The 12,141-nt window shown below is 46.4% G+C and carries 10 protein-coding genes; 1 reads left to right on the forward strand and 9 read right to left on the reverse strand.

From position 1 onward, the window contains the following. Nucleotides 1-276: 276 nt before the first annotated feature. From OXH39_12405 to OXH39_12440, 8 genes are all read right to left on the reverse strand, one after another. The gene (locus OXH39_12405) at nt 277-984 is read right to left on the reverse strand and encodes a DUF4159 domain-containing protein (protein ID MCY3551253.1); all 708 of its coding nucleotides are present in this window, start codon (nt 982-984) and stop codon (nt 277-279) included. Nucleotides 985-1,071: 87 nt separating this feature from the next. Next, nucleotides 1,072-1,851: a hypothetical protein gene (locus tag OXH39_12410; protein ID MCY3551254.1), complete on the reverse strand. Its 780-nt coding sequence runs from the start codon at nt 1,849-1,851 to the stop codon at nt 1,072-1,074. Between the two features lie 140 nt (nt 1,852-1,991). Next, complete coding sequence (locus OXH39_12415; GenBank protein MCY3551255.1) at nt 1,992-2,591, reverse strand: hypothetical protein; 600 nt, start codon at nt 2,589-2,591, stop codon at nt 1,992-1,994. Between the two features lie 556 nt (nt 2,592-3,147). After that, nucleotides 3,148-5,199, reverse strand: a complete 2,052-nt coding sequence (locus OXH39_12420) for a DUF5916 domain-containing protein (GenBank protein ID MCY3551256.1) — start codon at nt 5,197-5,199, stop codon at nt 3,148-3,150. 88 nt (nt 5,200-5,287) lie between these two features. Beyond that, the gene (locus OXH39_12425) at nt 5,288-7,729 is read right to left on the reverse strand and encodes a DUF5916 domain-containing protein (protein ID MCY3551257.1); all 2,442 of its coding nucleotides are present in this window, start codon (nt 7,727-7,729) and stop codon (nt 5,288-5,290) included. Nucleotides 7,730-7,812: 83 nt separating this feature from the next. Then, nucleotides 7,813-8,280, reverse strand: coding sequence for a hypothetical protein (locus tag OXH39_12430; protein ID MCY3551258.1), 468 nt, complete (start codon nt 8,278-8,280; stop codon nt 7,813-7,815). A gap of 258 nt (nt 8,281-8,538) precedes the next feature. Continuing rightward, nucleotides 8,539-9,003 (reverse strand): helix-hairpin-helix domain-containing protein, encoded by a 465-nt coding sequence (locus OXH39_12435; GenBank protein ID MCY3551259.1) that lies wholly within the window; start codon nt 9,001-9,003, stop codon nt 8,539-8,541. A 99-nt stretch (nt 9,004-9,102) separates the two neighbouring features. Continuing rightward, nucleotides 9,103-9,876: a LamG domain-containing protein gene (locus OXH39_12440; GenBank protein ID MCY3551260.1), complete on the reverse strand. Its 774-nt coding sequence runs from the start codon at nt 9,874-9,876 to the stop codon at nt 9,103-9,105. Between the two features lie 790 nt (nt 9,877-10,666). Here OXH39_12440 and OXH39_12445 point away from each other — a divergent pair. Further along, entirely contained in the window at nt 10,667-11,437 is a 771-nt protein-coding gene (locus OXH39_12445) for a hypothetical protein (GenBank protein MCY3551261.1), read from the forward strand. Nucleotides 11,438-11,767: 330 nt separating this feature from the next. On the opposite strand, the gene OXH39_12450 is transcribed toward OXH39_12445, so the two are convergent. After that, complete coding sequence (locus OXH39_12450; protein MCY3551262.1) at nt 11,768-12,022, reverse strand: hypothetical protein; 255 nt, start codon at nt 12,020-12,022, stop codon at nt 11,768-11,770. Between the last annotated feature and the right edge of the window lie 119 nt (nt 12,023-12,141).

The raw sequence follows: 12,141 nt of genomic DNA on the forward strand, positions 1-12,141 counted from the left end.
TCTTTGCTAAGATTCTCTTAAATATAACAGCCTTGCGAGATGCGCCCTCGTAGAGCGTCTCGCTGCTTATATTATACATTTCTAAGTGCCGTTTGTCAAATAGAAATGCGCTTCTGCTATTATCTTGTCCATTTTTAGGGGATTTGTCAAGTTTTTTCTGGTTAGAGAGCGTGCGTCAGTCTACATCCTGCGTGTCGCTGAACTGGAAAAAGAAAAGCCGCGTCAATTGTTTGACGCGGCTTATTGATAACTCTGTGCTGCTCTTTATCAGGATTTCTACAACCGATTTGCAGCAGCGGGTGCCTTTTTCGGGACGTTTTCCATCCCTTCACCGGCGAGAGCGTCTGCGGGGATATAGTTGCTATAGTCCGAGATACTCCCATGTGTTACCGCATAGATGACAATGTTAATGAGTTGCCGTGCGGCAGCCGGTGCAAATTCCTCTAAAATCTTATTCCGGTCCTGATAGTGACCGAAGAAAGGTTTCTGCACTGCCCCATCCATCACGTGTATCATTGCCTCTGTATCAACGAGAACAGCGAGCCTGTCGTCGATGAAAACGCCCTGTAACTGCCCGTAGGGACCGTGATGGAGAATGGTACTCCCCATTTTCCGAACAGGAAATCGGAGGGGTCCGTTCAACTCATAGTAAGTGTTGTAAATCTCGTGATCCTGAGGGATCGTGGTGAGGTGGTATTCAGGAAGAATTTGACGCAGGACGCGAAGCGCGGGTTGCATTGCCAATTCCGTGTTCCCGTGCGTGGGCATATAGATAAACCCACCGCGATTGATAATATATTCGCGAATCCGTTGTGCTTCCCGATCGGTATAACCGAAGGAAGGACGACTCCCTTTCGTTTGCCAGATAGCACTACCACGCAACAATCCATTTTCGAGCTTTCCGCCAGAAGTGGAAATCGGTTCCATAAAGATAATCGGTGATTCAAAGAACGCCGCGTCCGTGATTTGGACTGCGTCAACCATTTGGGTTTGGATACCTGTTTCTGTATTCAGCGACTTGACTAAATAGGGCAGACCTGCCCCGAATCGGAGATGTCCGATGCCGCTGCCTCAGAAATCGAGGTTCGGATGCAACGGATCATCAAGGCGGACGAGATGGAGTCTTCCAATAATCTCCTTGCCGCGTCCTTGAATAATAGCACCTGGACTTCCCTTCGGAAGCTGTGGTACACCGTTACCGAGAACCATGCTCTGCTCTACATCTGACAACGAGGCATTAATATTCGCAGCACCCGCACCCTCCACGAGTGTGTTTAACCTACCATTGCCTTGTGTCCGTGCTTGCCCAAGACCGGATCCTGAACCGAAAGCACCGCGCCCAGTGCCGCTACCTAAACCGTCTCCGACACCGGCACTCAGACCATCCGTAATTCCGCCGCTTGACAAGCCCGCTGTCGGTAGTGCGTCTGATGTTGTCGGCAGTACTGCGGCAGTTGACAGCGACTGTTCAGTATGTTGGAGCACAGGAGACGTGCTGGGAACTTTGATTTGCTGTCCCCTGGGTGCGGCTGGTGCGCCAGCCGTTAGTGACGCCACAGGCACTGCAGTTGCCGACGACCTCGCTGCTCGTGCGAGTGTTGTGCGACGCGATGTTGTCTCCGTTTGTGGAACGACTCTCAAATCTGGAATAGGGGTTGCTACAACCGCTGGCTTAGCGATGACATCTCTTTTAGCCGCTTGTGGCGGTGTAACAATGAAAAAACTCACATCAATGGCATCTTGTGCCTTCAATTGTTTAGATGAGATCGCTATGTACCCAATAACGACTGCAAAACAGGCGTGTAAAAGGAACGATACCATCCATACAAGAGGCATACGGCGCGATTTCATGTTACGCACCTCCTATATAGTTAAATATTCACGCTTTAACGTTTGTTACATCTAATTTTATGCTTGATGCAATACCTTGCAACATGCCCTCTCGTTCATATTTTGACAAAAACTTTACACACCCGTGCTTGAGTCCAGCCCTACCGTTTTTTTAGCTCCGCCCAAGTTGTCGTTAAGCGATTCCGGGGATGCACAGCAAAACCCTCAATTTCACTCGGTAGTTTGGGGACAGCGTTGGGGTCTATTGCCATGTAAACGGCATCCAAACGGGTATCGCCTTCCCTAGACCAAAATGTAACGGTATGTTTCCCCAATTTCAGATCAAAGGTCAACGGATTCTTTTCGCGCCATTTTACTTTTGCCCACGTCCACTCCTGATGCTGACCTGTATCCCAGATCATGTTGGCATCACCCGGTTGTGGACTTTTCTTCTGATCGACTGTGACATGGAAAGAGTCCTTCGCCGTATCTTGGGCAATCACCCGCCCCCACATCGTGTACTGACCGGGTGTTCTAACGTTAATCACGAAATCGGCTTTACCGGGGTGGCGACCACCGCCGCCCTTTCCCGCGGATATATACATACCGCCTGAAGCTTTCTTATCTTCATAAATTTCCATGATTGCTACAATTTCATCTGCGTCTTCGGCTTCAAAGCCAATCTCAGTAGCAATGCAATAACCGACCAATCCCAATACAAGCAGTACAAATTGAATCAATAACAACCGCATATATTTCATGCATATATCCTCCTTTGCTCAACTCAGGCATGGATAAGTTGGCGAAGGTATTGTTGATATTAACAATATTAACAATTCCTGCATTATTTGTCAAGAAAAAATTCCATTTTTTCTTGCGTAATATAGTTATGTCGTAGCAATTTTCATGCCAAAGTTAACTCAAATGTGAAACCGCTCTAAAATAGGGCTTTTCGCTAATTCTACCCGACATATTACTTTTGCTGTTCAACTTTTGGACAGCCCCGTTCAAAAGCCAAGAGTTTGTGGCACCCACAAAGGCGGTTCTCTCTACAAGATGTCCACAGCGCATCTCATAAATAGTTGAGTTTTATTTAATACAGACGCTGCCCCTAATGAAGTTTAAGAAAATATTTGGGTAATTCTATCAAGGACAGTTCTCAATCAAGACGGTTCTATTATCCTATAAATCCTGATTCAGACAACGGACACCTATATTACCCGATTAAATTATTAATCTTCATACGGGGCGTGGAAGGGACTGCAAACCTTTTCTGAAACGTGTGAAATCTGTTAGTAGCAACTTGGGTTATAATTGTTAAAATGCCCTCAGGACCTTTGCTACCAGACGCTGTTTGAATTCCAAAGCGTTTGGATCGCCAAGGATAATGAAAAAGTCCGTGCCGACGTAGCCTGATCGGCGTAATGCGAAGTAGATGTTGATACTCTCGTCTTGCCAGATTAACCGACTGCCAAGACTCAAGGCGGGGCTGAAGTCATAAGTGAGTGTTAGAATCTGTTGGTAGCGTCTCTCAAAATGCCACTGGATTCGTGAGGAAAGCCCCGCGGTGAAACCATAAGCACGAAGATTTAGATTTCCGCTGATGCGATGAATCTTCTCACCTGCCTGTTGACCTGAATTGTAGGTAATACCGATATTATTGAACCTGTCAGAAGCACGCGCACGTAATCCGATGCTGAAAACACTATCGCTGAATTCTTCAAATTGCCCGCCCCTCCAGCCAGCGGCAAGTGCGTAGTCACTATGTGTTAGGATAAGTGAGGATATATAGAAGTCACGCCGGAAGACCTCACCTTCATAAGTGTTAGAGATTTGGCTTTGAACAGAAACGGAGGCTCTGCGGAAGAATCCTTCACGCCACTCGTTTTTGACGAAACTACCCAAACCTACGCCGCGGTAGCCAGTGAAGGGAAGGTAACCGAGTCTATTGACGAGATCCGGATCTACAAAAAACGCGGACAGGTAGTGTTGGAAGAGCGATCCGTTGTAGCCTATACTGACAAATCCATTCCTTCCATCCGATTCATCTGCCCAAGTTTGGATGAGGTTAGAACCCACTGAAAATTTACCGTGTCGCACGTCCCCGGAAAGGTAACCGACATTGTTCGCTCCAGTGTCCCGGTGATGATGCGAAAGGAACGCCGCGCTGATATTAGATGTTGCTGTGAGCGATTGTGAGACTTGAAGAATAGCGTTCTGGTTGTTCCGGTGATATGTGCCTAAGGTCCCGACTGAGGTGTTTTTCGCAAGTTTGCCAAAAAGTTTAAGCCCTCCGTCCATATCTGTTATCCGCCGCGAATGGAACAGCCGACCGAGGCGATAGACATTGCCACCTTCCGAAAAGAACGGACGGCGATCAGGCACGTAGCGTTCACCGTAGGAGAAATCAATGTCTTCTACGGCTTGTTCAATGTTATCAAAATCGGGGTTGGCGGTCCCAATGAGCCGTAGCTGCGGGGTAACTTCATAACGGAGGTCCGCTCCCGCGCGAGCCGTATACTCTCTGTCATCGGTTTCCGTTTCACTGATACCACCAATCAGATAGGGTAACAACTTGAGTTCGCGCGTGCGAGGCGGGGGTAGCACATCAATCCAGTGTCCATCGTTTTCCCGAAATTCCTGAACACCAAGATTACACCACCACGAACGTTCCCCAGTGCGTTGCTGTTCTCTGTCAAAGTTGATACCCATCCACACCGGTTTAGTTGTGTCAGGATAATCCAGCATCTGCCATGGGATTTCCATCTCTACAACCCATCCATCTTCCACAATCTGGGCAGCAGTTTTCCATAGTCCGATCCACTCACTTTTCTCAGCGCGTCCGGTGGCGAGATGTGCGAATTTCGTGCCGAGCGGATTTACAATAAAGAAGTTTCTGTCGGAAAATTGGTGTGTATGAAACGGGTCAAGACTGAAGGAGACCCAATCTTCTCCGCGAATTCGCGTCTGGTCTTTGGTTTGACGTGCCACAATTTTATCAGGCATATCGTCGTAGAGGTGAAGCCCGACGTAGATGGCTGTGTCCGTATAAACGAGGTGACCGATGGATTGGTCTTTCGCTGGTTTTTCGGTGCGTTCGTCGGTGAAGCCAATAGCTTGCGGTGCATCTTGCCAGCAGGCATCATCAAGAACACCATCAATAATAGGCGGTTGATCTATTTTGAGTGCCGGAAGTTCTTTCTGAACGGTCTGTATATTTTCTGCAGCCCAGGTTTGTAAGTTGGCGAATAGGCTAAACGACGATATGGTGAATATTATTATCGCATAAATTTTCCGTTTTGTGTGTTTACTTGTAGTGCTTTGGCGCGCTATGTCAGTCTTTGCCGTTGTATACTTCGCTTTTTTCATCAATAAATTTCCTCCAAATCCGGAAATCTTACCCGATTCTTTAGTGCTTTATATACTTTATAGGACTTACGCATTCCAGGATTTCAACTTACACTCCAAACCAATACCGACATTTGATGAGAAAGATGTTTTTTCCTTCATCGGTGAAACTGCTTCGCAATCGGTGAAATGGACGAAACTCAAGATCGTCTGCGCTTACCTCTTCTAACTCGATCGCACGGGATTGGGACCACACCAAAAACAGGGTACTGCCCGGACGGAATTCCCAGCGGAGGACGGTATTGCCTCTCAGTGAACGCATGTGGAAATCAGGGTTTCGCTTCAGGGGATAGGGTTTGAACTGATAGGACCTCGGCTCAACTAACTCTTTGAAGTTGGCATAGTCGCCGATGGTAATGAAGGGTTGTACGTAGAATTGGAGGCTCAGTGTTGGTGTGAAACTAATGTTTGCGCGGGTGGTGAAGTCCAGTGTTTGACTCGTTAGCTCGCCATAGACGTAGTGTTTTTTGAGTTGTCCATTGATATTTTCTTCAACTAACTCGACCCACTGGGCATCGTCAACCCGATAGCGATACATCGGTCCGATGCTGAATTCAATGTTTGACACCGGACGAATGTTCAGGCGGAGACTAACTTCCTTTTCAGAAGTTCTGTTATCATCGTCCCATGCAAAGATCGGATTTAGTTCAATCTGAACCATTTTACGACCGTCAGTTCTAAGTTGAGTAAAAATCCACCAACCGGCAGGATTTTTAATTAACGTCCCGCCGCGCCGGACATCTTCGTCGTTAAATGACTCCAAATTCCGCCCAATCCACAGGTCATAGTCCCAATAGTTTTTGAGTTTACCATCCGTCCATATCTCGGAGTAGCGACCAATGCTAACGCCATCATAATTCCATTCCCGCCAACCGTAGAGACCGAAGGTAACTTCTCGGAAAACGCTAAAGGGTTGCTCTTTCTTGAGGATGAAGTCATAGAACCATCGCATCATATCGCCGCGTTGTGCATAACCTATGTCATTTATTTCAAAGTCTGGGGAAAGAATACTAAAACTGGTATCAAGCCGCCACCACCCACCCTGTTTTTCAAATTCAATATTTGCAAGATAACCGGACTTGCGTGCTTCCAATTCTCCCGCTTGGCTCGCCGCGAGCCTCCCACTTATTTGGTACCGCTCTTTCGCCAGTTTCAAGTCCCAGTCAAGCCCACCGACATACGCGGCGTTGGAAGTCTGTCGATTGACCGCTGTCGTTATCAGTCCGACGCGAGAATTCCCTTCCAAGATATCTTGTGTCACTCGACCCACAAAGTAATTTGTTAGTGGCTCAACCAAATGCTTGTCTTTCCCTTTAACCTGCGCATATTCCGGTGCTGTGACAGCCTCCATGATACCGAAGGAGGTGTTGCTGTTGGTTCTTCCGACGAGCTTGGCAGCACCCAGAATTGTTGTCGCTTCTGGGCGACTGAGTTCAGTGCTCCCCGCCGGAATCTCAAAATGTCTGGGTTGTCGTCCGATCCGACGGGAATAAAAGAATTGATTTCTCCAATTTCCGAAGTTGAAGATTGAAGCTCCTTTAACAAAAAAGGGTCTACGCTCCTCAAAAAACTCCTCATAGGCAGAGAGATTTAAAGTAGCAGGGTCCGCCTCTACTTGTCCAAAATCAGGGTTGACTGTTGCATTGAGCGTGACACCAGAAGTAATGCCGTATTGGACATCGCCGCCAACATTGCCCCACAAATCAGCATCGCTGTTTAGAGTTGTCCTACCCATAGTGTATGGTATCAATTCCAAATGACGAGAAGGTTTAATATTTTCAATCCCCGTGAGGTCCCCGAAATGTGATAACCACCCCGGTTCACCCTTCTTAATTAAACGCCAGTGGGCACGCTCTTTTCTGCGACTAATCTCACGCTCTACTTGCAGTCCCCACGTGTATTTATCTTTCGGTGAAAAGCGGAACATGTAAAACGGGATTCTGCATTCTACCGCCCACCCGTTTTTGTGGATGTGGGTTTTCGCTTCCCAGACCCCATCCCACGCATTGTTCCATTCGTTCCAACCGCTGCCTCCGACAATGCCATCTATTACAGAACCGGAAGGATAGACAGTAAACGAAAAACCGCGCTGCCGATTATAGTGCGGATCAAGAATAATCTGGATTTTATCGGATTCAACGTAATCGTCGCGTCTGACGAGGCGGGAAACAATCTTATCGGGTTCACTGTCATAACATACGATTCCAAAATAGATCGCTTCGTCATCATAAGTAACTTGGAAGGTAGTGCGTTGGGAAGCGGGTTCCCCTTCATCGGGATCGCGTTGACGGAAACCCTCGTGGAGAGGCGCGGTTTTCCAGATAGCATCATCCAAAATGCCATCTATCTGGGGTGGTGCACCTTTAATGCGAACAGCAGTCGCAACTCTGTGAGCGGATTCTGTTTCAGCCTCTACTATGCTTGGGAATTGTAAAGCAAAAAACGCTGTCAACAACGCCAAAGTGCACCAAAATTCTGAGTCAGTTTTCAATTGTTTTCCCTCGACTTTTTGTAAGTCTGTTTATTTACTCATTGAAACCCGATTCAGATAAAAAAATTCAGAATTCTTGAGGATTAATCAGAAATATCCGCTCCGCATTGCGGACAGGTATCGCTCCACGTTGAACGCTTGCCTTCGCCACAAACATCGCAAACACCGAGCGGGTATTCATCCGGTTTCGCACGGCTGCCACCCTTCTTGTAGGTGATAATGCGCCATACCGTTTCGCCATCCTCTTCATAGCAGAGCCAAACACCTTCTTTTCTGCCATCGGCGGAGCTGCCGTCGTGTTTTCGGTAGGGACCGCCCCATTTACGATTGCCGTTCTCGTAATAGCACATATAGTCGCCTTCGTTCTTGCCGTCTCGGAAGGAGGCTTCGCTCGCCTTGTTCCCATTTTTGTGGTATTGGATCCAACGCCCATCTTTCCTCCCTTCAATATAGCGACCTTCGCTCCGCTTGTGTCCGTTCGCATAGTAGGTAACCCAATAGCCGTGTTTCTTGCCGTCAACTATTTCACCGGTATCTCGTGAACTTGCCATTTTTCTAATTTTCCTTGCGGTTAAACAACATGAGTTTGAACCTTGACGTTCCATTCTCAAGTCCGCTCTCCATTTCATTACGAGCTACGCACTTTGATTTACTTTTTTCCACCAAACCCCTGATGTCTCGCCCCAATTTCCTCCTATTGGCTTTATTGAAAGCGGAAATTTCCACATAAACGAAATGGATTGTTGTCTTTTCCCGCTCAACCTGCGGGAAACACCCAAGCAAAAACACCCACATTGACTGTCTGCTTGTTACAAATTTTCATTATTAAGGTATGCCTCAAAATTTTCTATCGTTTTCTTACCGATGCCTTTGATCCCTTTCAGTTTGCCTTCATCAATTGCTGTTCGGAGCGATAAGAGACTGTCAACGCCCACCTCCTGATATAGGAGTTTAATCGTTTTAGCACCGAGTCCTGGGATAGGCATAAGTTCAACAATTGTCTGCGGGACTTCACTTGCGTACTCCTGCAATTTCGAGCATGTTCCGATTTCGACGTATTCAGTGATGATTGTAGCGACTATATCTCCAACGCCTGCAATCTCCTCTTTCAACCGTCCTTGAGCGACCAGTTCAGCCACAGATTCCTCCATGCGAGAAATTGTATACGCTAAACGAGGGTAGCGTGTTGCATGGTCTTCCGGGTAGTCAGCGACAATCAAAATAGTATGAAGTTCCATCAGTTTCTGTGCGATTTCATCGTTGGTCAGTCCCACGGTATCACCTCGTTTTGCTGTTTCAATTAAAAAAGAATTTTTGGGCAGCCACAAGGACTGCCCCTACAAGATTAGAAAGGCGCGATTTGAAGATCGCTCTTACTGTTTGATATGCGCCCAAGTTGTTGTTAGTCTGTCAACGGGTGAAACGGCGAGGGCTTTCTCAAGTCCTACTTCCATGATGGTCCCCAAATCGTCTTCGCTAAGGGGTGCATTGAAGATAGCGACTTCGTCAAGGACTCCCTTGAAATCCCATCCTGCGCCACCCTTCCAGCGGGTTAGCCAGATGGAACCACCATCGTGTTGCTGACTGAAACTTGGTTTGCCCACCTTCAAATCTGCGACGACTTCGCCATCGACATAGAGGACAAGCGTTTTACCGTCGTGGGTTAAGGCGACAAAGCTCCACTCGTCCATTTCCCATGTTCCGCCGCGGATTTGGCTGTTATCTATCGCACCATTGAATAGGAAACTTCCGTAGAAGTCGGTTTGCCCAATAAGAATATTTGGATTGTGCCAATCCCTCTCTATCAATCGGACATGGGGACCGGAAGGGTTCCCAAGCGGTTTCACCCAGAGCAGATATGTAAATCCGTCAAGGAAATCATCTGTCGTCTCGCTCGCTGGAATAACCACATGACTGCTCCCGTCAAATTCGATACCCATGCCTTCTTTTCCTTCGACCCGTTTAGCATCAACGATTTCACCATCATTACCGTTCGGAGAGGAATCTTTAACCGTATCCCCTTTCCCCTGATCAAAGTGCCACATTCCCATAAGGGACTCTGGATCAATTTCCGATGTGCTTTCCTGAACCCATACCGACAAAATAAAGAGCACCGTTATAGGGATCAAAGCCCTGATAATCTTCATCGTTTTGAACCTCCGTTTTCAAACCATGCATTCAGTTCAGATTTGCCATCTTTTCCGTTGTCAAGATTATACCCTAAATCTATCTACAAAGCAATACTCTCTTTCAAGGTAGTCTGTAATAACCTCAATTTCAAAACGATGGGAAACGGACTGTGAAGTGATTGAATTGAGTCCGACGGTACATAAGTCTCATAGATGAGACAGCTGCGCAGCACGGAATGCCAACTTTGCCATAGCAGGCTGCCCAAAGCCGTTCACAAAGTGAAGCGACCAGAACGCAACGCTGGACGCACGTAGCAGGTTTCCCTTCGTAGCGGTGGGAGTTCTAGTAACCTTTAGACGAGAAACTGCCAGCGACCAACAGAATTCGCACACTGCCGGTTGTGGGTGCGGATACATAGTGACATTGTGTTTCAAAACACGGTGTTTTGTGTTATACTGGATAGTAGACCATAACGTGAGTTTGAAAATAAAAATTAAAGCGTCCTGTAGGTTGGGTTGAACGGAAACCTACTAAAAAATCACACATAGCATAGAGTTTTCAAGTTTGGGATGTTGGGTTTCGCTACACCTATCTATCGGAACGGTTCATTGAAGAACGAAGTGCTGTGTATAGCAAAAATCCGCTTGTGGCTTCACAGCTCAACCCAACCTACATCTATATTCGTATTTTATTCTCCAACCCACGTTTAATTATCAAACCCACGTTGTCTATAGCAATTAATTCAACAATCACAATGATTAGACTGATTGACGACTCGAACGGCTATTCAACTTTATGAGGTGCTTTATGAACACGCAACGTGAGGGCAACTATAGCCCCACAGGTATGAAAATCATTGAAATTTCCCCACCAATGCAGTATCCCACACCAATACAGCATTGCACTTGGATGCTGCAAGTCCAGTCCTTTAGAGTCCACAAAGAACGGAGCTTCACGGATGCACAGGGTGTCTTACAAGAGCGTCAGCCCCTTGAAATTTCGTGTCAAACGATTTACCCACAAGTCATCCAAACTCTCGCTACTCTTAAGTGCGGCGATAAGGTTGACATTATAGGCTGGCTCGTCCCCTATTGGCAAGGTTATATTGCTGATAACACGCCCGATGGAGATCGGTTTGTTATACCAGACATCGGGAGCGAACCTATCACAAGCCCGAAAGGTCAAATAATTCAGCCCACTGCTGAACCATGGAGGATTTCAAAGGGCGTGCCGAACTTCTACACCTACGACGAAAAGCAGGTCCTCGTAACCAAGTTGACTCCATATACCGACATCAACAGACCCAAGTTAGGACAGGATAATATTTATTGGACACAACTTTCGCGCTGGTACCGCCAAGAAAAAAACTGGGAATGTGAGGGGTGTTCAGAAAACTTTGAGAACGATAGAAAGTATTTGGATGTACATCACGTTAGAGGTAGGGCTTTCAATAGCCCAGAAGCCGGTGATTTGAAAGTTCTTTGCGTGCTATGCCACGCACTACAGACAGAACCTAACGACCATAGTTATATGAAAGATGAAGAAAGATATAAAGAATTTGTGCGTAAGTTCCATTAACTTGGGTTGCTAATAAAAGCGACAGTGTCCGCGGGTCTGACGTGGATCTTTTATATTTATTTTTTGATCCATTATCTGGTTTGGAAAATCGGTGCGGTTAGAATGCAGATCACATTTGGGCGAGCACTCCGCATATAAAATCTGAAGTGCCAACGTTTATTCAGACCAAAAATTAACAAAGTTAAGACAAGTTTTGTCTTTGAAATTCGACAGGTGTTAGATACCGTAACGCTGAGTGAGGACGTTTCGGATACTCCTTTCAATCAGATTGTTATTATATCACAATCTTGGTTTAGAGAGGGGTCTGAATTCCCGATGGCAGTACATCTTTTAACTATTCAGATCGGTATCAATACTATTGATAATATTATAGATACGACCCAATTCCTTGTTTTTGTCCAAATATGCTTGATAATTTCGCTCGGCATCGTCAATAAGTTGGCGATAGAATACAAGATGGGCATTTTCTGCTGCCATAGTTGTCTTCGCTTGCTCCAATCCTTCGGGATCATCCCAATCCTCATGAGATTCCCCAACGATGCAGACGACCTCAATAGGTTCATTCCTGTCAGCTCTCCTAAGCAATTTTCGCAGGGCATTCCTATATTTTTTAACCTGATTTAGTAAATCATAATGATTAATTTTTACACTAGTAGTCTGTCACAATTATCTTGATAGTTGATCTAAAATCTGGTATCCTTAGG

This window comes from Candidatus Poribacteria bacterium (assembly GCA_026702755.1).
Classification (GTDB): domain Bacteria; phylum Poribacteria; class WGA-4E; order WGA-4E; family WGA-3G; genus WGA-3G.

What these genes read in the sequence shown, in the direction of transcription:
- OXH39_12440 (MCY3551260.1), bottom strand. Translation starts at nt 9,876, where the DNA reads ATGAAGATTATCAGGGCTTTGATCCCTATAACGGTGCTCTTTATTTTG.
- OXH39_12415 (MCY3551255.1), bottom strand. Translation starts at nt 2,591, where the DNA reads ATGAAATATATGCGGTTGTTATTGATTCAATTTGTACTGCTTGTATTG.
- OXH39_12410 (MCY3551254.1), bottom strand. Translation starts at nt 1,851, where the DNA reads ATGAAATCGCGCCGTATGCCTCTTGTATGGATGGTATCGTTCCTTTTA.
- OXH39_12405 (MCY3551253.1), bottom strand. Translation starts at nt 984, where the DNA reads ATGGTTGACGCAGTCCAAATCACGGACGCGGCGTTCTTTGAATCACCG.
- OXH39_12420 (MCY3551256.1), bottom strand. Translation starts at nt 5,199, where the DNA reads ATGAAAAAAGCGAAGTATACAACGGCAAAGACTGACATAGCGCGCCAA.
- OXH39_12430 (MCY3551258.1), bottom strand. Translation starts at nt 8,280, where the DNA reads ATGGCAAGTTCACGAGATACCGGTGAAATAGTTGACGGCAAGAAACAC.
- OXH39_12445 (MCY3551261.1), top strand. Translation starts at nt 10,667, where the DNA reads ATGAACACGCAACGTGAGGGCAACTATAGCCCCACAGGTATGAAAATC.